This is a genomic window from Clostridium zhoujianii, assembly GCF_051590805.1.
Lineage (GTDB): Bacteria > Bacillota > Clostridia > Clostridiales > Clostridiaceae > Clostridium.
In genome coordinates this window covers 2,828,831-2,851,887 of record NZ_JBPUTF010000001.1, presented here as the reverse complement: position 1 = coordinate 2,851,887, position 23,057 = coordinate 2,828,831, and the positions used below count along the sequence as shown (strand labels likewise).

Here is a 23,057-nt window from a genome sequence, read left to right as displayed (position 1 = left end):
TATGAAAAAACATTTAGATTTAGTTTCAGGAGGGATATTGAGGTCATTAATTGCGCTATCTCTACCTATATTAGGAACATCTTTTATACAAATGGCCTATAATATGACTGATATGATATGGATAGGGCGGGTAGGGAGTGAAGCTGTTGCAGCAGTAGGTACGGCTGGATTTTTTCCTTGGCTTGGAATGGCATTAGTATTTATATCTAAGGTTGGAATTGAGGTAGGAGTATCACAATCTATAGGAAAGGGAAATAAGTTAGAACGTGACAAGTTTATAGTAAATAGTGTTTTAATAAATATGGTTTTAGCAATAGGTTACACCATAATAATTTTAATATTAAAAAAGCCTCTAATAGGATTCTTCAATTTAGGAGATACAACAATTATAAATATGGCTAATGAGTATTTAGTTATTGTTATATTAGGAACTATTTTTAGTTTTATTAATCCTATATTCACAAGTATATTTACTGCATCTGGAAATAGTAAAACGCCTTTTATTATAAATACAGTAGGCTTAATTTTTAATATGATATTCGATCCACTTCTGATATTTGGATTTGGTTCTATACCAGCTTTGGGGGTATCAGGAGCTGCCATAGCAACAGTATTAGCTCAAGTTGTAGTTACAGGTATTTTTGTAGTGGCTTATATTAAGAATGAATATATCACAGGGAAAAAGGTTTTAAAATACATAGATAAGTTATTTATAAAAAATATAGTTAAGCTAGGTATGCCTGCATGCATAGAAAATGGGTGTTTCACTTTATTTTCAATGGTCCTTGGGAGAATAGCTGCTCAATGGGGGGCGTCAGCTATAGCTATTCAAAAAGTAGGATCGCAAATTGAGGCGATTTCATGGATGACAGCAGGAGGTTTTGGAACTGCGTTAACCACATTTATAGGACAAAATTATGGTGCTAGAAAACCAGAGAGGATAAAAAAAGGATTTAAGGCTACTATAGGTGTATCTGTATTTGTTGGATTAGTAGCATCTATAGTATTGATTGTATTTGGAAGGGAAGTATTCACATTATTTATTCCAGAGGCAGAGGTTATAAGTGGGGGTGTGGATTATTTAAGAATTTTGGGATACTCCCAAATATTTATGTGTATAGAGATAACTACATCTGGAGCATTCAGAGGATTAGGAAATACAAGTATACCTTCTATAGTAAGTATTCTATTTACAGCTATTAGAATACCTCTAGCTATGCTTTTATCCATGTCTACTTTACTAGGTATTGATGGAGTATGGTGGAGTATAAGTATTACTTCTGTAATTAAGGGGATAATAATGATTACATTATATTATTTTATTTTTATCAGGAGAAGAAAGATTGAAAAAGACCTAGAGTTAATTTAGATAAATATTAGGAAGATAGGTATATCTCTCTAAGGTCAGCAGAAAAATATAATTAACTTGAATGTACAAAGGAAGTGATGCGTATGGAATTAATATATGGACTAGTTTTAGTAGGTGTAGTTGGTTCAGTTGTGGAAATGATATATAACTTTTTCAACAAGAAGATTGTTGAGTAATTAAAAAATGGTACTTCAGTATGAAGTACCATTTTAATTTACTATAGTAAAATCTGTATTAGTTAATTTAAAGATTTCTTGTGCACCTTCAGATAAATAAATTTTATTATCTTTTGTTACGAAAATTGCTTCAATATCTTTTTGAGTATTAATAAACTCTAGGCCTTTATCCACACCCATTGCAAAAACAGAAGTTGAAAGGGCATCACCATCCATAGAGGTATCGCTTATTATAGTAACGCCGGCTATTTCATTTTCATATGGATATCCATTAAATGAAGAAAGAATATGATGATATTTTTTCCCATCTTTTTCTATGAATCTTTCGTAAATACCAGATGTTACTATAGATTTATTTTCTAGTGTTAAAGATCCAACTATTTCTCCACGAGTTTCAGATGGATTTTGAACACCTATTTTCCATGGAGTATTCTCAGCTTTTTCTCCTAATGCATAGACATTACCACCTAAGTCGATAATTCCTTTAGTAACACCTTCTTCTTTTAGAATAGTAGCAACTTCATCAGCCGTATACCCCTTAGCAATTCCACCTAAATCAATTAACATTCCTTTTTTCTTTAAGTATATAGTTTGCTCTGCTTCATTTAGTTCAAGGTCACTATAGCCTATATATCTTAAAGATTCATCTATTTCGGCCTGTGTAGGAACCTTTGCTTCAGGAAGCCCTATACTCCAAAGCTTAACTAATGGTCCTACGGTTATATCAAAGTACCCATCTGTAAGTTTTGAATATTCAAGTCCTTTTTTAACTATTGTAAAAGTGTCATGACTTACTTTTACAGGAGCTATTCCAGCATTTTCATTAACGGCATCTAATTCTGTACCTGTAGTATTGATACTTACTAATTCTTCAATTTCCTTTACTCTATTAAAGGCTTTATTAATTATTTCTTCATCTTGATTATCATAAAGTGTTACAGTAACAACTGTACCCATAAAATATTCCGTTTTTGATAGTGGTTCAGAACCTTCTTTTTTACTACATGATATAAGGCCAAGGGAAATGAAAAGTAATAAGGTGAAAGAAAATAGCTTTTTATATTTTTTCATACAAATCCTCCTTGAGAGTTACTAGATTATATATAGTTTTACCAAAAAAAATAATTTATTACAAGAAAAAGACCTTAGGGATCTCCCTAAAGTCTTTTATTAATAAAACTATTCGATTATAGCTTTATCAGTAGTTCCAGCAGTAGCGTTTTCTATAGCTTTAGCAGCGAACTTCTTGAAAGATTCACTTGATGAAGTAGCTCCAGAAACTGAATCAACGTCAGCGCTTTGCTTTTCAACAACAGCTTTTTCTAAAGCAGGGAAAGCTTCAGCAGGGTTAGTTCCCTTAATTCCCTTCATAGTTGTGTTGTATTCAGTGTCAGCCTTTTTACCAGTTCCATCTTCTTTAACTTCGTCGTAGCTAACTTCAGTGATCTTTCCATCTTTAACTTCCATAGTTAGAGATGATTTGTAACCTCTTTCATCAGCAGCTTTTGATTCTACTTCGTACTTTCCATCTTTGAAGTCACTCTTGCTTCCACATCCAGCTAATACAGCAACTGAAAGCATTGTAGCAGCAACTAAACTTACTAATCTCTTCTTGTTCATAAGTAAAAATCCCCCTTGAAATTTTAATTATTATGTTAAAAATATGTCAAGAAAAGGTTTTTCTCGACATTACTAGTTAATTATACACTTAAAATTCAAAGTTAGACATTGTTTTTTCTTATGGTGTATTAATAAAATTAATATGTAAAAAATGTAATTATCAGATGAAAGCCTGTAGTTTCAATAGGTATAGCCAAAAATATTTTTTAAAAATGTAGCAAAGAGGTAAGTAATACTAGTTTAATCTTATAGACATATCATTCAGAAAGCTATAAAATCAACATGTTGTTTAGGAGTAGTTTTATGTTTAGTATTAAAACTATAGTGAAATTATTAATGAGGTGAGAAGATGTCAAATAAGAAGAATATTCTTATATTAGGCGCTGGTTATGGTGGCGTTCACGTTGCTAAAAAATTAGCGAAGAAGTATAAGAAAGATGAAAATGTGGAAATTACATTAATTGATAAAAATCCATTCCATACTTTAATGACAGAACTACACGAAGTAGCTGGAGGAAGAGTACATCCAGAATCTGTGCAAGTTGAGTTAAGCAAAATTTTTGCGAGAACGAAAGTTAAAGTTATAACAGACTTAATAGAAAAAGTTGATACTGATAATAAAAAAGTAAAAACTACTAATGGGAATTATTCATATGATTATTTAGTTGTAGGAACAGGTAGTGAACCAGCATTCTTCGGAGTGCCAGGAGTAAAAGAAAATGGATTTACTCTATGGTCATTTGATGATGCTATGAGAATAAGAAAGCATGTTCAAAAGATGTTTAAACTAGCATCAATGGAAAGAGATGAAGCTAAGAGAAAAGAAATGTTAACATTTGTTGTTGCAGGTTCAGGATTTACAGGAATCGAAATGGCTGGGGAGCTATTAGAGTGGAAGACTAGACTAGCAAAAGAACATAATGTTGATGAAAATGAAGTAAAGCTTCTTGTAGTTGAAGCTATGGGAACAATTCTTAATATGTTAGATAGAAAGCAAGCTGACAAAGCTGAAAACTACATGACTAAGAAGGGAATGACTATTCTTAAGAATAGCCCAATAGTTGAAGTAACTCCAAATAAGATTATTCTTAAGAGTGGAGAAGAAGTTGAAACAAAAACTTTAATCTGGACTTGTGGAATTCAAGCGAATCAAGAGGCTTCAAAATATGGACTAGAAACAGCTAGAGCTGGTAGATTAGCTGCAAATGAATTTATGCAAGCTAAGGATAAGAAGGATGTATTCGTAGTTGGAGATCTTAATTACTATGAAGAGGAAGAAGGAAAGGGAACTCCACAAATAGTTGAAGCTGCAATACAAACTGGCGATACTATTGTTAAGAATATAGTTGCGTCAATGGAAGATAAAGAATTAACAAAGTTTAAGTCAAACTACCATGGATTTATGGTTTCAATCGGTGGAAGATACTGTGTTGCTAATGTTGCTGGAATGAAGCTTGCAGGATTCTTTGCAATGCTTATGAAGCACTTAGTAAACTTACATTACTTATGGGGTGTTAATAATATAAATGCTTGTTATCACTACATTCAACACGAGTTCTTCTCAATGGAAGATAAGAGATCTTTAATGAGAGGACATTTATCATCAAAGGCTAACAGATTATGGTTAGTACCACTTAGAGTATATATAGGTGTACTTTGGTTATTAGAAGGTTTAAAGAAATTTGTTGGAGAAGGAACATGGGAAAAACATGGAATTAATGCATTCTTCAATGGAAATATGATTGGTGGAGATAGCTGGTTAAAGGCTGGAAATGTTAAGATGCCATTTGAATGGTTACAAACAGCAGCAGATTCAGGGGCTTCAGCAGCAGCAGAAGCAGGAGATGCGGCTCAAACATTTGCAACACCAATACTAGAAAAGATGCCTAAATTCTACGAAGCAATAATGCAAGTATTTATGCCAAATCCAGAAATAGCTGTTTGGTTCCAAAGAATAGTTGTTATGGTTGAAATTGGTATAGGGTTATGCTTAATAGTTGGCCTATTTACATTCTTAGCGTCAGGTGCTTCAGCGGCAATGACAGTTAACTTTATTCTAAGTGCAATGGCAGGATGGGATATATTATGGTTTACATTTGGATCAATCGCACTTATGGGTGGAGCAGGTAGAACATTTGGATTAGACTATTATGTGATGCCTTGGATAAATAAAATAGTAGGTAATTGGTGGTTAGGTAAGAGAACACCAGTATATAAGCAAAAATAAATGTCAGTATTAGGGTAGGATGGTAGATAACCATCCTTACCTTATTTTATTTTACAAAGTATAATAAAGAGATAAACTAATTGTTAACTAAAAAATAATTGACATAGAATCGTATTAAGAGTGAGGGATTTTTATGTTTAAGATGAGAAGCATATTTAAAAAGTGGGATATAATAATTATTATATTTCTTCTAGTTATATCTTTTACTCCAGAAATAGTTTTGGGAATGAAGTATAGGAAAAGTTTTGATTTAACTTATGCAGAGATAACCATAGGCGGTAAGTTATATAAAAAGATACCATTAACAGGGCATAAGGGAGAAGAAGAGATAGTTGTTAGTACAAAGGATGGTTATAATATTGTTAAGGTTAAAGATGAATCTATTGCAATAATAGATGCAGATTGTCCAGACAGAGTTTGTATTGAACCAGGATATATAAATAAACCAGGGCAAAGCTTAGTTTGCCTGCCACATAAAGTAATGATTCAAATACTAGGTGAAAATGATGATGATATCATTCTTTCATATTAGAGGTGAAAAATGAAAAAAAGCAGAAAAATTGTATACATAGGTTTATTAATATCACAGGCTTTAGTACTGCATATATTTGAGAATATGATACCAGTTCCATTTATTACACCAGGTGCAAAGCTTGGATTAGCTAATTTGGTAACAGTGCTAGCTCTTTATACATTAAGTAAGAAAGAAGCATTTTTAGTTTTATTTTTAAGGTTAACATTAGGTTCTATTTTTGGCGGAAGTTTATCAGCATTTATGTATAGTGCAGCAGGTGGAATTATGAGCTTCTTTGCAATGGTATTGATTAAGGAGTTGTTTAAGACAAAAGTGAGCATAATAGGAGTAAGTGCATCAGGTGCAGTTTTCCATAATGTGGGGCAAATATTAATTGCAGCATCAATTGTGCAGAATATAGGTGTAACTTTATATTTACCAGTACTATCTGTAGTAGGTATAGTTACAGGAATATTTATAGGTATAACAGCAAACTTTTTAATTGAGCACTTGAATAAAGTACCATATTTCAAAGAAACAATATGAGGTAAAACAAATGGATAAAATTTGGGACAACTACAAAGAAATAAAAGTTGAACTTGAACAAATTGTACGCTTAATGAAGAAAGAGACTAAGTGTAGAGATAAAGTAATTGAAAGTTCGATTTTGGAATTAATTGAATCTGGTGGTAAGATGCTTAGACCTGCATTCGTAGTAATAGGATCAAGGTTTGGAGAGCACAATGAAGAAAGAGTAAGAGCATTAGGAGCAGTATTAGAATTATTTCATATGGCAACTCTTGTTCATGATGATGTAATAGATAACTCAAAATTAAGAAGAGGAAATGAAACAATTCAATCAAAATATGGTAAGGATTATGCCGTGTATATAGGTGATTTTCTTTTCTGTGTATGTTTTAAAATATTAGCATCTAATGCGTCATTAGCAAGTATTAAGATGGATTCTAGAGCTATGTCAAGGATATGTATGGGAGAGGTTGAACAACTAAATTCAAGATTTTCTAATAACCTATCAGTTAAAAATTATTTAAGCAGGATATCAGGAAAGACAGCTGAGTTATTCTCCTTATCATTATATTTAGGAGCAGCAGAGAGTGGATGTAGTGATAAGTTGGCTAAAGAATTATGGAAAATAGGACATAATATCGGTATGGCTTTTCAAATAATAGATGATATATTAGATTATGTTGGTGATGACAAAAGTATAAAAAAATCAGCAGCAAATGATTTAAAGCAAGGAATATTTACACTTCCTTTTATTTATGCTTATAAGAAAGAAAAGAATGTATTTGATAAATATTTAAATAGTAAATCTATTAGTGATAATGATGTACAAGATATAATTAAGTTAGTGAAAGAACATGATGGAGTATTAAAAGCTATGGATTTAGCAAAGAAATATACTGACAAAGCTTTTAAGGGAATTGATAGATTACCAGAGAATGAATATAAGTTTATATTAAGGGATATTGCTAAAATGCTAATCCTTAGGGAATATTAAAAGGCTTCTTAAAACTTTAAGAAGCCTTTTAATATTGTAGTAAACTTATCGATAAAATGTTTTTCCTTTTTATAAAGTTGTTCTCCGTAACTAATATATAATGTGAGAGGAAAATAAAGTTTTTCAACCTCAATAATCTTATAACCTAAAGTTTTGTAACAATTATGATATATACTATATGGAATAGCAGTCAAAGCTTTATTTTCTTTAATACCAATTAATGCGGATTGATAAGTATTAGTACTAAATAAAATAGGTAATAAACTGATATCATTATTATTAGATCTTAGGCTATTCGTAAGAAGCCTTTTTAAATTAAGCTTATCATTTACCATAATAAATGGTGTTGATAAGAAGTCTTCTAATGTTAATTTATCCTTTTTAAAACTTATGTCTGAAATAAAAACTAATCTATCGTTACATAGTTCTTTAGTAATTATTGTAGATGAATCGTGATATTGTGTATAGGATATATTTATATCAGAAATACTATTTAATATATTATTATAGCTAAACTCGGATGATATTATTTTTAAGATATATTTAGGGAAGAATCTCTTAACTTTACCAATAGCCATAGGAATTATAGTAGAAGTAATAATATCTAAACCATCAATAGTAATTAGATTATTTTTTGTGTTGGTATGTTCAAGCTCTTCAATCATTTTATTATACGTACTTAGTATTACTTCACAATGGTTAAAAACTATTTCCCCTTCTTTAGTAAGGGTAACTCCTTTATTACTCCTATTAAATAACTTTATATTAAGGTTATTCTCAAGTTTTAATAATTGCTGACTTAAGGCAGATTGAGAAATATGTGAGTCCTTAGCTACGGTTGAAATACTTTTAGCTTGCGCAACTTCATAAAAAAACCTTAAATTTTCAATATGCATAAGATTCTCCTAATTCTAAATTCAGTATTTTCACCTATTATAATAGAAGTCATAGGGATTGTAAAGAAATATGACAAATAGATATTAATTGTTATATAATCATAGGTATACTTATCAAGGGGGCGAGTTTATGAAAAATATTAAATATATTGTTGCAATTTTAGTGTCAGGAATATTGATTACAATCTCATTTCTTCTATTTAATAACAAAATAGAGAATAATGTAAAGGGTAATATAACAATATGGGCCAATAGTATAAATTTTGATTATTTAAATGAATCGGCTAAAAAGTTTATGGAAGTAAATGACAAGAGTAAAGTAAATGTAATTAAGGTACAATCATATGAATATGAAAATAAGGTTGAAGATGCTTTTAATAAAGACATCTTACCTAATATAATACAAATGGATAGTAATTACTTAGCTAAGATAGCTGAAGATAATAGATATGAGATATCAATAGAGCAAGAGACAAGCATAATTGATGATTACTCAAAGAACTTTACTAGTGGAAGAATAGATGAAGTTAAAGTAGATGGGAAATTAGTTGGGATTCCATTAACATCAAGACCTTTAGTGCTATATCTTAGACAAGATATGATGGATACATACGGGTATAAACATGAGAATATTAATACTTGGGAAAGTCTTATTGATATGGGAAAGGATATATTTGCAAAGAGTAATGGGGAGGTAAGAATACTAAATGCTACAGGGCAAGATTATGATGACCTAATATCTTTATTAACGATGCAAGCTATGGAAGAGTCTCTTATTTATGAAGATGTTATAAATGATGTAAAAGAAAAACTTGAATTATTGAATGTAGAAAATATAATAAACACTAAGGAAGGTGGAAAGTTTTTAGCTAGAATATCTTCTATAAATGGTATGAGAGAATTGAAGGCTTTAGAAGAGGAATGTGTATGGACTGCAAATAATGCTCCGTCTAAAGTTAGTGGAAGTAATAAATTCTATGTGGCAGAGGGAGATAATTTAGTTGTAGTAAGCAAAGTTAATAGCAATAGTGAATTAATAAGAAGATTTATAGGTTTCCTAACTACAAACACCAAGGATGGGATTGAAGATATAAAAGATGGACAATTTTTTTTGAGTTTTTTATCTACTTATAAAAATAGAGAAATTGAATCAGATATTAATAATTTTAAAGGGAAAAGCCCCCTTGTTATAATGAGTAATATAACAGAGAAGGCTCCTAGAGTAAAGGACTATAAACTTTATAGAAAAGTTATAGATAATTTATAGATATATTGAATTTAAAATATCATTATAAGCATCAAGAGTATTACTGGCTGTCTGCTTCCATGAAAAATGGAGGCTTCTTTTATATCCTTTTTCCCCTAGTTCATCTTTTAAATATTCATTATTTAAGAGATCTAGTAGGGATTGGCTTAATTGATCTTTATCAAAAGGATTAATTAAGATAGCATTATCACCAGTGACTTCAGGAATTGAAGTTAAATTAGAGGTAATAACAGGAGTTTTACAACTCATTGCTTCTAAAGGCGGTAAACCAAATCCTTCATATGTGGATGGGTAAACAAAAGCCTCAGCACCACTATAAAATATAGGCAGTAGTGAATCATCTAGGAATCCAGTAAAAAGAATAGAATCCTGTAAGCCTAATGAATAAACAAGGTCTTTAAGAATTAGTCCCTCATCTCTAAGAGAGCCACCTAATAATAACTTATGTGGAACTTTTAAATCCTTTTGAATTTTGTTAAAAGACAGAATGAGTTCTTTAACATTTTTTCTAGTGCTAAAACCACCTAAATATAAAATATATGGATCATTAAGTTTATAATTATTTTTTAAATATTCCGTGCAATAATCTTTTGCTATAGGTTTAAAATATTCATTGGTAGCTAGAGGAGTTACATAAATTTTATCTGCAGGGTAACTTGGAAAAAATCTTAAGATATCTTTTTTTGAGTATTCAGAAACAGTAAGTATTCCAGCAGAATAAGCAAGAATATTTGGCATATCTTTAAGGAATCTATTTAGGTAGCCCTTTCCAACAGTTTCTGGCATTATATATGGAATAAGATCATGTATGGTGACTACTACATTTAGATCCCAATCGAAAGGAAAGCCTATTCCATTTTGAGGGATATGATATAAGTCTACCTTTTCATTCTTCATTAAATTAGGTACATAGTAAGTTTCATAAAAGCCACCATGTTTTCCAGATGTATTAAATAATTTAGTATTATCTCTTAAGAAATTTTCATTTTTAGCTCCGGTCCATATTAAATCGAAAGTATCTGATCTATTATTAATTAGGTTTAATACAAGATTTTGTGTGTATGTGCCTATTCCTGAGCCAGCATATAAGTTGGCACCTCTAGAATCAATTCCCACCTTCATAAAGTCACCTCTAAAAATTCATATAGTATAAAATATTACTTTCTTCATTAATTTGTGAATGAAAATCACACTAAAAAGGTGAAATACATATAATAAAAGGAATTAATCTCAAGGGGAATTTGATGGAAGAGGAGAGAATATCAAAACTCATAAAAGATAATTATAATCTAAATATTGAATCTATAGAGAAGGTAAAGAGCACTTATAAGGTATATGCTAAAGAGGGAAGATATTGTATTAAGATTATTAAATATCAATTCCCTCATTTTTATTTTATACTCTCTGCAATGTTACATCTCCAGAATAGGGGGTTTAAGACGATTCCTCAAATCCTCATAACAAATGGGGGGAATTATTATATAAATTTCTTTGGGAGCTACGCTTATGTAACTGAATGGATATCTTCAAGAGAAAGCAATTATGATAATCCAATTGAACTTTCGAGAGCTGCAACTAAACTTGGTGAACTACATCTTTGTAGTGAAGGATTTACAATCACTAAAGATATGAAGCCACGAATAGGATGGTTTTCTTGGTTAGAGGTTTTTAACACAAGAAAAAATGAAATATTAGACTTTAAAAATCGGATTAACCAGAAAGCATATAAGTCTGATTTTGATAAATTATATCTTAGTGCTTTAGAAGAAGAAATAGATAGAGCTGATAGAAGTATAAATGGATTAAGAGATTCAAAATATTTAAATATAATGGAGAAGCAGGTGTTAAAGAGAGGTTTCTGTCATCATGATTATGCCAATCATAATGTTCTAATAGACAATAAAGAGGAGATAAGTGTTATAGATTTTGATTATTGTATATTAGATACCAATTTACATGATTTATCCTCATTATTAATTAGAGCAATGAAAAATGGAAAGTGGGATATTAGAAAGGGAGAAAGTATATTAGAAAACTATTCATTAAGTCACAGTTTACATGAAGAAGAATTTAATATAATGAAAGAATTTATAGGATTTCCGCAAGCTTATTGGCAATTAGGAATTCAAATGTATTGGGAACAACAGCCATGGAAGGAAGAGTTTTTTATAGGAAGGTTAAGTAAGTATTTAGAGGATAGAGAAGAGCGAGAGAGCTTTATCTATTCATTCTTTTCCTAAAGGAGGGGGTTATGATTAATAATTTAACTCTAAGTGAATATCTATTAGAAAAAGATATAATAGTAACGGAAGAATGCTTTAAGGGAAGGCGCTTGTATACGGAGGAAGAGGTATTTAGTCAAATAATTCTTATAGAAGATATTCATAGAATTCTAATGGATTATGGCAGGAATGGATCTACTAGAATTAATAGTACAATAGGAAAAAATATAGAAACTATTAAAGTAGAGCTTAAAAGGTTAAGGAAGGATTTTGAGTTTAGAGAAAATTTAAAAGAAAAAAATGAAATGGACTACTATATTATGGAAAATGGAGAGAATATATTATATAGAGCTGAAGAGGCTTTAAAAAGGCTTAATGAAATAGATTATATTGGAATAATAAAACGTAGCATGAAGAAAAATGAAATATGCTTAGGGAGAGTTGATGAGGGCAATTTAAGAGTGATTGATGCTGTAGAGATAGGTAATTTGAAAAATATAAGTTATAACTTAATTGAAGAGGATATATGTGCTTATTTAAAAAAGGTAAGGCGTAGGTTAATGAATGTAAGCATTGAATCATGTATAGATAAATATATTGAGTTGTCGCATTTAAATAAAGATAGTGAGGAGTATATTAAGATACATTTATCTGTTCCTTATGATAGTTTAAAGCAATGGTATAGGTATAGGCAAAATAAAAGAGGATTATTACCAGATGAGTACTTAAAAAATATTAAGTCTTCTTTGAAATATGAGAATGAGATTTTGTAAGGAGTGGTAAAAGCATGAATAAGCTAAGGTATCCTGATAAGAAGTATCTACTGGATTATGATTTAAGTTCAGAGTTCTTTAATAAACTGGGTATTAATGTGTTGGATATTACACCATTAAGAAAAGTTTTTATATTGCAAACTGATGAGGGGAAAATGATTTTAAAGAGAGTTGAGTATAGTGAAGACAGGCTAAGGTTTATAAATTCTTGTGTGGAAAATATTTATGATAAATTTTCCAATATAATATCTTTTAGAAAATTCGATAGTGGAAAGTGTTATATAGACTGGAAGGGAAATAATTATATAGTAATGGATTTGATACCTGGAAGAGAGGTTACATTTACTAATCCTTTAGAATTTCAAATGAGTGGAGAACTTTTAGCTAGAATGCACTTGGCATCTAAAAATGGTTTTAAAGAAATATTAAAAGAAATAGGAAAAGCTGAAGGTGAAGTTATAGAAGAGAGCATGGTTATTAAGTTGGATAATAGTTTAGAAGATATAAAAAAAATTAGAAGTTGGGTAGAAAAATATAGATATAAAAATGAGTTTGATGAATTATTTTTAGAGGTTATTGATAAGTATGTGGAAGAGATAGATAAATCGAAGGAATTATTATCATTTAGTGGATATAGTTCTTATAGAGAAGAGATGAAAAATATTGTGGTTTGCCACAATGATTTAGCAGAGCATAATTTTTTAATATCAGAGGATGAAATGTATTTAATAGATTTTGATTACTGTTCTATTGATCTTAGAATAATGGATTTAGCTGATTTGGTATTAAAGGGAATAAAAAATGCAGCTTTTGATATAGATAAGGCATTGGATGTCATAAATGCATATGATAAGGTTTATCCTTTAGATAGGGAAGAATACAAATTTCTATATATTCTATTATTATATCCTAGGGATTTTTACTCAATAGTAAGAAGCTATTATCATAGGGAAAAAGATTGGGAAGAGGAGGTCTTTTTAAATAGGATTAAAAACAAGTTAAGTAATGAAGTATTTAGAAGAGATTTCTTAGAAGCATATAAGAGAAAATATAAAGAGATGTTTTGTTAATGGAGTGTGAAGGAGGAAGCAAAATTGCTTCCTCTTTTACTTTGAGCTAATTTTTTATCATAGAATTGTAAGCATCTATAGTTCTTAATGCAGTGTTATTCCATGAGAAATTTATACTACGCATTAAGCCCTTTTTGACCATTGTAAGCATTAATAAGCTATCATTTAATACCTTCTCTATAGCATAACTAAGATCTTCTATATTATAAGGATTTATTAATAAAGCTGAATCATAACATACCTCAGGTAGGGAGGTAACGTTAGAAGCTATCACTGGAGTTCCACAGGCCATAGCTTCCAATGGTGGTAGACCAAATCCTTCGTAAAAAGAAGGATAAGCTAAAACTTCAGCTCCGTTATAGAAAAGTGGTAAGTCTTCTAGAGGGATAAAATCAGTAAAAATCACATCCTCTGCAATATTTAGATCTTCAGCTCTCTGTTTATATTTATTGTAGGAAAGTCCTTTTTTGCCGGTGATGACTAATTTAACATTTTTCCTGTTATATGGTTGAATTAGAGAAAAAGCCTCGATTAAACCTATTATATTTTTTCGTGGACTAAAACCACCAACATAAAGAACATAATCATCCTCAATACCATATTTATCCTTAATGATATGCTTACACATACATTTACTCATAGGTCTATATATGTCTTCAGCAGCAAGGTGAGTAACATATATTTTATCCTTTGGAAAGTTAAACTCCCGTGCTATATCTTGCTTTGAAAACTCAGAAACTGTTATTATTCCTTCACAATCCTTTAACATACTAGGTAACTCATTGTTGAAAATCTTTAAATATCTGTCACTTACAGTTTCAGGCATCCTTAAAGGGATTATATCATGCAATGTGATGGCTTTAAGGCAATTTATATTTTCTGAAAGTCCAACACCATTTTGAGGAACATGATATAGCTCCATATTGTGATTATCAAGTATATTAGGAACTCTTACCTCATCCCAAAAATTTTCTTTTAAATTAGATTTAGCCCTTTCTACGTGAAAATTATTTTTTAAATCTTTTAAAGACGAACCTTCAGGTAGAAAGACAAGATAGTCATTATCAAAATCTACATTATTTAAGCTTGAGATAAGCTGGTGAGTATAAGTTCCTATACCAGTTCCCCTGTACCATTTAGCGGCTCTGCCGTCTATTCCGATCTTCATGATGTATCCTTTCTCAGTACTCTCTTTTTATTATATTAAATTACCTTAAGTTTTGTTAATAAAAGAAATAGCATATACATATAAATATAAAGGGGGTGAGGACTATGATGAGAGAATTTGAAATAGAAAGACAGTTCGACATTAAGATTGAAATAATTAAAGCAAACAAAGGGGTCTACTATTTAAAAACTAATAAAGGTGAACGTTGTTTGAAAAAAATAAACTATGGACCTCAAAAATTAATGTTTGTATATGGTGCAAAAGAATATCTAATTAATAATGGATTTAGTAAAGTTGATAGATATTTTTTAAATATTGAAGAAGAACCATATGCATTAGTTAATGAGGATCTTTACACTCTTTCCGAATGGCTAGAGGGAAGAGAATGTGACTTTCATAATATTGAAGAAGTTAAGCTTGCAGCTAAAACTTTAGCAAAGATGCATGAAGCCTCCAAAGGGTACGACCCACCTGAGAATTCAAAACTTAAAAGTGATTTGGGAAGATGGCCACACCTCATGGCAAAGAGAATTAAATCACTAGACAAGATGAGAGACATGATAAGGAAGAAAAGTGTTAAAAGTGATTTTGATGTGCTTTATTTAAAGTCTATGGAGTTCTATAAGGACATTGGAAGGAAAGCTTTAAAAACATTAGAAGAATCATCTTACTATGATTTATGTGCAGTAGCAGATAAGGAAAAAAGTTTTTGTCACCATGATTTTACCTATCATAATATTATACTTAGTGATAATAACGACGTCCATGTTATTGATTTTGATTATTGTAAGAGAGAAGTTAGAACCTTTGACATATCCAATTTTATGATAAAAGTACTTAAAAGGGTAGATTGGGATATAAGCTTCGCAAAGGCAATATTAGAATCATACGAATCTATATCACCTATATCTGACGAAGAGTATAAAGTTTTATATTCCTATCTACAATTCCCACAAAGATATTGGCGCTTAGCCAACAGATACTATTACAATGAGGTCAACTGGGGACAAAATACCTTCTCTAAAAAACTACAAGGTATTATAGATGAGAAGGATAAGTATTTAACATTGTTGGAAAAATTCAAAGAAGAGTTTGACTTATAAGGGGAAGGTGTTCGAAGAGAGCACCTTTTCTTTTTCTAAATATATTTATTAAGAAAAAGATATATTGATAGTACGAATTAATACACAATTATTTCTTAAATTCATATTATAAATAACAACACTATATAAAGAGAGGAAAATATGGTAGTAGGAGATGTAGTAGTACGTAAATCATATGATAAAGATATTACATTTAAAATAATTGATATTAAAGAGATTGATGGACAGCCTGTTTATATATTAAAGGGCATTAATATAAGAATTATAGCTGATTCAAGAAGTGAGGATCTTGAAGAAGTTAATGATGATTATGTAGGGGAACAGGATAAGATATTAAATAGTAGGGTAAAAAAAGCAATAAAGAATGCAATTTCCCTTAGGGGAGATGTACTTACGAGAATAAGTAAATCCCCCAAAGTGACGACCAGTAAGGAGCTTATGTTTGGAAGACCAGGTAAGATACTTCATGTAGATGGAGATATTGAGTATATGGAGACCTGCCTTAAAGTTTATAAGCAACTATCATTGGATGCTGTAGGTAAAGCTATACCTGAAAGAGAACAAGCACAGGTTATAGTAGATCTAGTAAAAGAAATAAAGCCTGATATAGTAGTTCTTACTGGTCATGATGGGGTATTAAAAAGTACAAGTAATTATTTAGATTTAAAATGTTATAGGAATTCAAAGCATTATATAGATTCAGTTAAAGCATTACGTAATTATAATGCGAGTTATGATGAATTAGTTATATTTGCAGGGGCTTGCCAAAGTTGTTATGAGTGTATGTTAGATGCAGGGGCTAATTTTGCATCAAGTCCCAATAGAGTATTAATTCATTGTCTTGACCCAGTGTTTGTATGTGAGAAAATTGCCTATACTAGGATAGACAAGGTTGTATCAATAACTGATGTTATAGAAAATACAATAACAGGAATAAAAGGTATAGGTGGGTTGCAAACTAGGGGGAAGTACAGAGAAGGATATCCTAAATCTCCATATATTTAAATTAGGAGTATGTGAAAATATGATATTTGCAAATATAATTGAAGTTAGGTGTTAAACAACATTTTTTCTATTTTAATGAATGTAAATCTATCAATGAATATTTGATATTTTTGAATAAAAATAAATAAAAACACTAACAATATAGTAGTAAATTAAAAAATTAAAAAATTCTTAAATTTCCATTGACAAATATGAGTGAAAAGTGATAAAATATTAAATTTTCATTGACAATATAAGGAATCGGTGGTATAATAGAATTAGGAAAGAGGGTGTTTGAAAATGGAAAAGATAAAAACTATTGCAATTATTAAGAAAGACATTGAAAGGCACTTAGGAGAAAAGGTAACTCTAAGAGCAAATGGAGGGCGTAAAAAAATCCTAGTTAATGATGGTGTTATAGAAAGTGTATACCCTAGTATTTTTGTAATCAGATTAGAGAATGACACCCAAAGAACCGTGACATATAGTTATTCAGATGTACTAACTAAGACAGTACAATTAGTTTTTCCTAATTAGTAATAAAACTTCGATTATATCGAAGTTTTTCTTTTTGTTCAAACATATGCATATAAAAGTAAAACTGTAGATAGAATTGAATAAATATATTATTAAAAAAATAAAAAAAGAAAGATGGTGGGTTTCCATCTTTCAACTATGGTATAAAAGGGTATTGAGAATTTATGAGAGGTTATATGGTCAATAACCAAGATTTATTATACGACAAATAAATATAAATGTCAACAATATTACAAGGGGAAAGTAGTGAAAAAAATATCTTTAGACAAAATTCTCATATATGAAAATTATTATGGGATATATTAGAAAAAATATTTTTTGAAATTTTGTCATAGAAATAGAGGCTGAGATATATACATAATAGTAGGTATTCTATGGGAGGGATAAAATGTCAAAGATAGATGTTATAAAAGAAAATGTACAATTCCAGCAACTACTAAGAGAAAATAGTTCAACGGCTATTTTAAAAGATGAGTATTTAATACCGGACACTCACCCAGATGTGCAAGAGGTTTTAGCAGTAGATTCAAGAGCATTAATAACTAGCAAGGAAGTTATTGGTGATAAGGTTATGTTGGAGGGGAAAGTAGAGTATACTGTGCTTTATATACCTAGGGAAGATAATATGGTAGTGAATTCAGTGAGTTATACTGAAAAATTTACTAATTACTTAGACCTTGATGAGGGTGAACATAGGGTGGTTTGCGAAGTTGAATGCAAGGTAGAACATATTGATGCTAAAATCATGAATGAAAGAAAGATAGCAATAGAAGGTGTTATTGATCTTAACTGGGAACTTTATAAGAGTATAGAGTTTGATTTTGTAAAAGATATTGAAGGAACAGAAGAGGTTGAGGTTCTAAGGAGAACTGAATCAATAAATAGGCTTGCTGCTAATAAAGAGGTAGAACTTATAGGAAAATCTATGCTTAGAGTTGGTATGGATAAACCACAGGTAGCAAAGATATTAAAATGCTCAATGAGACTTCATAAAAAAGAAGTTAAAGTTGCAGAAGATAAAGTGTATTTAGGATGTTATTGTAAGCTTAATATTCTTTATATAGGGGATGAGTCTAGAGATATAGTTAGTTTAGAGGATGATGTATATCTATCAAAAGAAGAAGAAATAGTTGGTGTATTTTCAGAGATGATTCCTTCAGTATCTTATGAAATAGAAAATAGAGATTTAGGTTTAGAGGAAGATGACCTTGGAGAATCTAGAATAATTAATACAGAGTTTTTAGTTAAGGCTAATGTTAAAATATTTTCCGATGAGAGCATCGAGGTGATTAAAGATGTTTATTCGCCAGAATTTTCTATTGAGTTAAGAAAAGATGACTATGAGATTGGTGTTATACATGGATCACAATCAACAGAATCTATAATAAAAGATAATATATATATAAAAGAAAATGATATGAAGCCAGAGAGTATTATAACAGCTACAGGAAATGCAATTGTAACTGAGAAGAATGTAGTTGATGATAAAATTACAGTTGAGGGTATAATTAAGGCTAATGTTATATATAAGACTACTGACGATGAGAAAGGATATGCTCAGGTAAGTGGTGATATCCCATTTACAGTTGTTTTAGATATGAATGGGGCAAAAGCAGGTATGAAGGCAATTGTTAAGTGTAACTTAGAAGGGATGGATGCAGCATTGGAGGCTAATACTATTGCAGTAAAAGCTAATATATTAATTGCAGCAAAAGTTTGCTATGAGGTAAATAAAGAGTTTATTTCAGATGTAATTGAAAGTGAAGGAGAGGGTAAAACCAAGAAAGCGAGCATAACAATATATGTGGTGGGCAAAAATGATAATTTATGGGACTTGGCAAAGAAATATAACACCACAGTTAAAGATCTAGTAAACATAAATGGATTAGAAAATCCAGACATGATTACCTGTGGAGAAAAATTAATAGTACCAGGAAGAGCTTTATTTTAGTTGCGTTTTAAAGGAGTTAGATTATTTCTAGCTCCTTTTTGTTATTAATATAGTTAGAGTTATAAAGAATTTGAATAATTATCTTTACTCTTGGAAACAATAACAAATGCAAGATTTGAGGTGATAGGATGAATATTAAATTAAGTGGAAATCTTATTATAATTGGGGGAGCTGAAGATAAAGAAGGAAAAAAGGAAATACTTAAAAAGGTATGTGAATGTATCAATAAAGAAAAAGATGGCTTGCTAATTGCAACCATAGCTACAGAATATCCAAAAGAAGCGGCTAATAAGTATCGAAAGGCTTTTGGGGAATTAGGTATTAAAAATATTGACATTTTAGATATAAGTGAGAGAGAGGATGCTTATAAGAAGGAAAATGAGGAGTTAATTAAAAATGCCTCTTTAATATTCTTTACAGGTGGAGATCAACTAAGAATTACAAGCTTAGTAGGGGGATCACCTATTTATGATGCGTTAAAAGAGGTAGAAGAAAAGGGAATATATATAGTTGGGACATCTGCTGGAGCATCAGTTATGAGTGATACTATGATTGTAGAGGGGGAAGATGAAGAAGCTCCGAGAAAATGTACATTAAAGATGTCACCAGGTTTTGGTTTTATTAAAAATGTTATTATTGATCAGCACTTTGCACAAAGGGGAAGAATAGGAAGGTTATTGACAGGAATAGCGCAAAATCCTGAAGTATTAGGGATTGGGATTGATGAAAATACTGCAATTATTGTTAATAAGAATGGCATAGTAGAAGTGATAGGTGAAGGTGCAGTATATTTTATAGATGGAAGTGGAATATCATATACGAATGTTTCAGAACAACATTCAGATGAAGTTTTAAGTATATACAATGTTAAACTTCATGTACTTAGAGAAGGAAACAAATTTAGTCTTATTGGAAAAGCACCTTTTGAGGAGGATAAAACTAACTATGAAGATAATTAAAGAGGGAGTTTTTGAGGGACGAAATATATATTCTCATAAGAAATGTATTAGGTTGGATGTAGACTTATGTGGTTATTCAGAAACGCCAAGTAAAGATATACCAGGGTTTAATGCAGGATTATTAAATTTCGTTCCAGAACTAAAATCTCATAGATGTGGAATAGATGAAGATGGGGGATTTGTAAAAAGATTAAATGAAGGAACATATTTAGCACATATATGTGAACATATTATAATTGCCATACAGAATAAACTTGGCTTAGATGTTTCCTATGGGAAGTCAAGGGAAATAGAGGGAGATTTATATTATATTATTTTTCAATATGAATACAGATCAACAGCCATAGAAACAGCAAGACTAGCATTAGATATAATAAATTCACTTATTAGCAATGAAAGTATAAATTATGAGGGTAGAATTAAATTATTAGAAGACATACTAAATAAAGAAAGTATAGGTCCTAGTACGCAAGCAATTAGAGACGCGGCATTAAGATATGGATTGCCAGTATTTGAGCTGGGAGATAGTGGATTATATCAGATTGGATATGGTAAACAAGGAAGGGTTATAGAGGCAACTATAGGGGCAACAACAAGTTGTGTAGCAACAGATATAGCATCAGATAAAGTATTAACTAAGGAACTTTTAATGAGTCAAGGTATCCCTGTAGCAAAAGGTGGAAGAGTATGCAATATAATAAACCTTCTCAAAGAAGGAGAACAAATAGGATATCCATTAGTTCTTAAACCTAGGTATGGAAGCAAAGGTGAAGGAGTTGTTATAAACATTTCATCTGAAAAGGATTTAGTAAGAATCTATAATAATTTAAAAGGTAAATATAAGGATTTGATGATAGAACAATATCTTCAAGGCAATGATTATAGGGTTTGTGTAGTTGGGTATGAAGTTGTAGCTGCTTCTTTAAGAATGCCCCCGGTTGTAGTTGGAGATGGAGTTAGTAATTTAAAAGAGCTAATTAGAAGATTAAATAATAATCCAATAAGGGGATATAATCATGAAAAGCCTCTAACTAAGGTGAAAATAGATGATGAGTTATTAGAGTGTGTAGAAAAGTCAGGAAAGAGTTTACTTACAATTCCAGAAGAAGGAGAGAAGATACTCTTAAGACATAATGCTAATTTATCTACTGGGGGTATAGCTGTAGATTGTACAGATGAAATTTGTGAAGAAAATAAAGAAATATGTATAAGGGCAGCTAAGACTATTGGATTGGATATTTGTGGGATAGATATAAAGATAGATGATATAAGCAAATCTATATATGATCAGAATGGGGGAGTTATGGAGGTTAATGCAGCACCAGGAATAAGGATGCATCAATATCCAAGTTTAGGGAAAAGTAGAGAGGTTGGAGAAGCAATTTTAAACCTACAATATAATGGTACGCCCGTAAATATACCGCTAATATCTATAACAGGGACGAATGGGAAAACTACAACAACCCGGTTAACATCACATGTATTAAGAACAATGGGTTATAATGTTGGGATGACATCAACAGATGGTATATTTATTGATGGTAAATGTATTGATAATGGTGACGATACCGGATATTATAGTGCAAAAACAGTTCTATTAAATAGGGATGTTGAAGTTGCAGTATTAGAAACAGCAAGAGGAGGATTAATAAGACGAGGGTTAGCTTATGATTCGGCTGATGTTGCTGTAATAACAAATATTACTGAGGATCATATTGGAGTAGATCAAGTAAATACAATGGAAGAATTGGCATTCGTAAAATCACTAGTAGGTGAAGCTGTAAAAGAAGATGGATATGTTGTAATGAATGCTGATGATGAGTGGAGTATAAAAATTATAGATAGAATAAAAGCTAAGAAAATATTATTTTCAATGTCAAAAGAAAATGAGCTTATTCAAAAGAATATAGTTGAAGGTGGAATATCAGTATATATTGAAAAAGATGCTTTGTGGGTAAGCAATGAAAAAAGAGAGTATAAAATTCTAGATATTAGAAATATACCAATAGCATTAGATGGTATATTAGAATTTAATATAGAAAATGCTATGGCAGCCTGTGGGGCATTGATAGGATTAGGAATAGACTATTGTATGATAGCCAAAGGATTTAATAGTTTTAAGCCTAATATGGAGTGTAACTCTGGAAGATTTAATATGTATGATCTGAATGGAGTAAAGATAGTACTTGATTACGGTCATAATATAGAAGGATATAGAGTGGTATTAGATTCCTTATCGAAACTTAAGCAAGAGAAGGTTATTGGAGTAATAGGTGTTCCTGGAGACAGAAAAGACGAAATGATATTAAAAATAGGATCTATGTGTAGTAGTGTTATGGATACTATTTACATAAAGGAAGATAAGAGCAGAAGAGGTAGAAAGCCAGGCGAAGTTGCAGAATTGTTGGAAAAAGGGATAAGAAATGTTAATAATAAAAACAAATCTAAGGTGGTCTTAGATGAGTGTGATGCATTTAGGGAAGCAATAAATAACTCATCTTCCGGAGATATTATAATTGTATTTTATGAATGTCTAGAACCATTATTAGACATAATAAAAGAATATAATTCTATAGACAATAATCTAAACCTAGCAAATTTATAAAATAAAGGCTGATGCTAATGCATTAGAACACCTAAAATGAAATAATGGAATGTTTGTCCAAAGCTGATATTAATGATAATCTCTTAATCAATAG

General features: G+C 30.6%; 20 protein-coding genes. 15 read left to right on the top strand and 5 right to left on the bottom strand.

Annotation, left to right across the window (positions count from 1 at the left end; translation table 11 throughout):
• Position 1 precedes the first annotated feature (1 nt).
• A complete protein-coding gene (locus tag ACSYT2_RS13570) occupies positions 2–1,369 on the top strand; it encodes an MATE family efflux transporter (RefSeq protein WP_430855725.1) in 1,368 nt (455 codons plus the stop codon).
• A 209-nt stretch (positions 1,370–1,578) separates the two neighbouring features.
• Here ACSYT2_RS13570 and ACSYT2_RS13565 read toward each other — a convergent pair whose 3' ends face one another.
• Both ACSYT2_RS13565 and ACSYT2_RS13560 read right to left on the bottom strand, forming a co-directional pair.
• Positions 1,579–2,616 (bottom strand): FAD:protein FMN transferase, encoded by a 1,038-nt coding sequence (locus tag ACSYT2_RS13565; RefSeq protein WP_438384976.1) that lies wholly within the window; start codon positions 2,614–2,616, stop codon positions 1,579–1,581.
• Between the two features lie 108 nt (positions 2,617–2,724).
• Positions 2,725–3,165, bottom strand: coding sequence for an FMN-binding protein (locus ACSYT2_RS13560; protein ID WP_430855723.1), 441 nt, complete (start codon positions 3,163–3,165; stop codon positions 2,725–2,727).
• A 349-nt stretch (positions 3,166–3,514) separates the two neighbouring features.
• On the opposite strand from ACSYT2_RS13560, the gene ACSYT2_RS13555 reads away from it, so the two are divergent.
• The 4 genes from ACSYT2_RS13555 to ACSYT2_RS13540 all read left to right on the top strand — a co-directional run bounded on the left by ACSYT2_RS13555 (position 3,515) and on the right by ACSYT2_RS13540 (position 7,428).
• The gene (locus ACSYT2_RS13555) at positions 3,515–5,392 is read left to right on the top strand and encodes an FAD-dependent oxidoreductase (RefSeq protein ID WP_430855722.1); all 1,878 of its coding nucleotides are present in this window, start codon (positions 3,515–3,517) and stop codon (positions 5,390–5,392) included.
• A gap of 133 nt (positions 5,393–5,525) precedes the next feature.
• Complete coding sequence (locus tag ACSYT2_RS13550) at positions 5,526–5,924, top strand: NusG domain II-containing protein (RefSeq protein ID WP_430855721.1); 399 nt, start codon at positions 5,526–5,528, stop codon at positions 5,922–5,924.
• A gap of 9 nt (positions 5,925–5,933) precedes the next feature.
• Positions 5,934–6,452, top strand: coding sequence for a Gx transporter family protein (locus ACSYT2_RS13545; protein ID WP_430855720.1), 519 nt, complete (start codon positions 5,934–5,936; stop codon positions 6,450–6,452).
• 10 nt (positions 6,453–6,462) lie between these two features.
• Complete coding sequence (locus ACSYT2_RS13540) at positions 6,463–7,428, top strand: polyprenyl synthetase family protein (protein ID WP_430855719.1); 966 nt, start codon at positions 6,463–6,465, stop codon at positions 7,426–7,428.
• A gap of 8 nt (positions 7,429–7,436) precedes the next feature.
• Here the strand turns inward: ACSYT2_RS13540 and ACSYT2_RS13535 are convergent, their stop codons facing one another.
• Positions 7,437–8,324 (bottom strand): LysR family transcriptional regulator, encoded by an 888-nt coding sequence (locus ACSYT2_RS13535; protein ID WP_430855718.1) that lies wholly within the window; start codon positions 8,322–8,324, stop codon positions 7,437–7,439.
• Positions 8,325–8,454: 130 nt separating this feature from the next.
• On the opposite strand from ACSYT2_RS13535, the gene ACSYT2_RS13530 reads away from it, so the two are divergent.
• On the top strand, positions 8,455–9,591 hold the full coding sequence (locus ACSYT2_RS13530; RefSeq protein WP_438384975.1) for an extracellular solute-binding protein: 1,137 nt from the start codon (positions 8,455–8,457) through the stop codon (positions 9,589–9,591).
• Here the strand turns inward: ACSYT2_RS13530 and ACSYT2_RS13525 are convergent.
• Positions 9,586–10,713, bottom strand: a complete 1,128-nt coding sequence (locus tag ACSYT2_RS13525) for a glycosyltransferase family 4 protein (protein ID WP_430855716.1) — start codon at positions 10,711–10,713, stop codon at positions 9,586–9,588. The genes ACSYT2_RS13530 and ACSYT2_RS13525 overlap by 6 nt on opposite strands.
• A 122-nt stretch (positions 10,714–10,835) precedes the next feature.
• On the opposite strand from ACSYT2_RS13525, the gene ACSYT2_RS13520 reads away from it, so the two are divergent.
• From ACSYT2_RS13520 to ACSYT2_RS13510, 3 genes are read left to right on the top strand one after another with little or no spacing between them, the layout of a single operon-like run.
• Positions 10,836–11,831, top strand: coding sequence for a CotS family spore coat protein (locus ACSYT2_RS13520; protein ID WP_430855715.1), 996 nt, complete (start codon positions 10,836–10,838; stop codon positions 11,829–11,831).
• A gap of 11 nt (positions 11,832–11,842) precedes the next feature.
• Positions 11,843–12,586 carry a hypothetical protein gene (locus tag ACSYT2_RS13515; RefSeq protein ID WP_430855714.1) on the top strand — a complete coding sequence of 248 codons (744 nt, stop codon included), beginning with the start codon at positions 11,843–11,845 and terminating at the stop codon, positions 12,584–12,586.
• A gap of 14 nt (positions 12,587–12,600) precedes the next feature.
• Positions 12,601–13,656 carry a CotS family spore coat protein gene (locus tag ACSYT2_RS13510; protein ID WP_430855713.1) on the top strand — a complete coding sequence of 352 codons (1,056 nt, stop codon included), beginning with the start codon at positions 12,601–12,603 and terminating at the stop codon, positions 13,654–13,656.
• A gap of 46 nt (positions 13,657–13,702) precedes the next feature.
• On the opposite strand, the gene ACSYT2_RS13505 is transcribed toward ACSYT2_RS13510, so the two are convergent.
• Entirely contained in the window at positions 13,703–14,824 is a 1,122-nt protein-coding gene (locus ACSYT2_RS13505) for a glycosyltransferase family 4 protein (protein ID WP_430855712.1), read from the bottom strand.
• A 104-nt stretch (positions 14,825–14,928) separates the two neighbouring features.
• On the opposite strand from ACSYT2_RS13505, the gene ACSYT2_RS13500 reads away from it, so the two are divergent.
• The 6 genes from ACSYT2_RS13500 to cphA all read left to right on the top strand — a co-directional run bounded on the left by ACSYT2_RS13500 (position 14,929) and on the right by cphA (position 22,963).
• Positions 14,929–15,927 carry a CotS family spore coat protein gene (locus ACSYT2_RS13500; RefSeq protein WP_430855711.1) on the top strand — a complete coding sequence of 333 codons (999 nt, stop codon included), beginning with the start codon at positions 14,929–14,931 and terminating at the stop codon, positions 15,925–15,927.
• Positions 15,928–16,068: 141 nt separating this feature from the next.
• A complete protein-coding gene (gene yabG, locus ACSYT2_RS13495) occupies positions 16,069–16,932 on the top strand; it encodes a sporulation peptidase YabG (protein ID WP_438384974.1) in 864 nt (287 codons plus the stop codon).
• A 279-nt stretch (positions 16,933–17,211) separates the two neighbouring features.
• On the top strand, positions 17,212–17,448 hold the full coding sequence (locus tag ACSYT2_RS13490) for a Veg family protein (protein ID WP_430855709.1): 237 nt from the start codon (positions 17,212–17,214) through the stop codon (positions 17,446–17,448).
• A gap of 388 nt (positions 17,449–17,836) precedes the next feature.
• Complete coding sequence (locus tag ACSYT2_RS13485) at positions 17,837–19,399, top strand: DUF3794 and LysM peptidoglycan-binding domain-containing protein (RefSeq protein WP_430855708.1); 1,563 nt, start codon at positions 17,837–17,839, stop codon at positions 19,397–19,399.
• Between the two features lie 128 nt (positions 19,400–19,527).
• Positions 19,528–20,358 carry a cyanophycinase gene (locus ACSYT2_RS13480; protein WP_430855707.1) on the top strand — a complete coding sequence of 277 codons (831 nt, stop codon included), beginning with the start codon at positions 19,528–19,530 and terminating at the stop codon, positions 20,356–20,358.
• Complete coding sequence (gene cphA, locus ACSYT2_RS13475; protein WP_438384973.1) at positions 20,345–22,963, top strand: cyanophycin synthetase; 2,619 nt, start codon at positions 20,345–20,347, stop codon at positions 22,961–22,963. Before ACSYT2_RS13480 ends, cphA begins: the two co-directional genes overlap by 14 nt.
• Positions 22,964–23,057 lie beyond the last annotated feature (94 nt).

Excerpts from the sequence above, each read along its gene's own strand:
- ACSYT2_RS13565 (WP_438384976.1), bottom strand. The coding sequence starts at position 2,616 with ATGAAAAAATATAAAAAGCTATTTTCTTTCACCTTATTACTTTTCATT.
- ACSYT2_RS13515 (WP_430855714.1), top strand. The coding sequence starts at position 11,843 with ATGATTAATAATTTAACTCTAAGTGAATATCTATTAGAAAAAGATATA.
- ACSYT2_RS13490 (WP_430855709.1), top strand. The coding sequence starts at position 17,212 with ATGGAAAAGATAAAAACTATTGCAATTATTAAGAAAGACATTGAAAGG.
- cphA (WP_438384973.1), top strand. The coding sequence starts at position 20,345 with ATGAAGATAATTAAAGAGGGAGTTTTTGAGGGACGAAATATATATTCT.
- ACSYT2_RS13525 (WP_430855716.1), bottom strand. The coding sequence starts at position 10,713 with ATGAAGGTGGGAATTGATTCTAGAGGTGCCAACTTATATGCTGGCTCA.
- ACSYT2_RS13510 (WP_430855713.1), top strand. The coding sequence starts at position 12,601 with ATGAATAAGCTAAGGTATCCTGATAAGAAGTATCTACTGGATTATGAT.
- ACSYT2_RS13555 (WP_430855722.1), top strand. The coding sequence starts at position 3,515 with ATGTCAAATAAGAAGAATATTCTTATATTAGGCGCTGGTTATGGTGGC.
- ACSYT2_RS13570 (WP_430855725.1), top strand. The coding sequence starts at position 2 with ATGAAAAAACATTTAGATTTAGTTTCAGGAGGGATATTGAGGTCATTA.
- ACSYT2_RS13505 (WP_430855712.1), bottom strand. The coding sequence starts at position 14,824 with ATGAAGATCGGAATAGACGGCAGAGCCGCTAAATGGTACAGGGGAACT.
- ACSYT2_RS13520 (WP_430855715.1), top strand. The coding sequence starts at position 10,836 with ATGGAAGAGGAGAGAATATCAAAACTCATAAAAGATAATTATAATCTA.
- ACSYT2_RS13480 (WP_430855707.1), top strand. The coding sequence starts at position 19,528 with ATGAATATTAAATTAAGTGGAAATCTTATTATAATTGGGGGAGCTGAA.
- ACSYT2_RS13550 (WP_430855721.1), top strand. The coding sequence starts at position 5,526 with ATGTTTAAGATGAGAAGCATATTTAAAAAGTGGGATATAATAATTATT.
- ACSYT2_RS13540 (WP_430855719.1), top strand. The coding sequence starts at position 6,463 with ATGGATAAAATTTGGGACAACTACAAAGAAATAAAAGTTGAACTTGAA.
- ACSYT2_RS13530 (WP_438384975.1), top strand. The coding sequence starts at position 8,455 with ATGAAAAATATTAAATATATTGTTGCAATTTTAGTGTCAGGAATATTG.
- ACSYT2_RS13535 (WP_430855718.1), bottom strand. The coding sequence starts at position 8,324 with ATGCATATTGAAAATTTAAGGTTTTTTTATGAAGTTGCGCAAGCTAAA.
- ACSYT2_RS13485 (WP_430855708.1), top strand. The coding sequence starts at position 17,837 with ATGTCAAAGATAGATGTTATAAAAGAAAATGTACAATTCCAGCAACTA.
- yabG (WP_438384974.1), top strand. The coding sequence starts at position 16,069 with ATGGTAGTAGGAGATGTAGTAGTACGTAAATCATATGATAAAGATATT.
- ACSYT2_RS13500 (WP_430855711.1), top strand. The coding sequence starts at position 14,929 with ATGATGAGAGAATTTGAAATAGAAAGACAGTTCGACATTAAGATTGAA.
- ACSYT2_RS13545 (WP_430855720.1), top strand. The coding sequence starts at position 5,934 with ATGAAAAAAAGCAGAAAAATTGTATACATAGGTTTATTAATATCACAG.
- ACSYT2_RS13560 (WP_430855723.1), bottom strand. The coding sequence starts at position 3,165 with ATGAACAAGAAGAGATTAGTAAGTTTAGTTGCTGCTACAATGCTTTCA.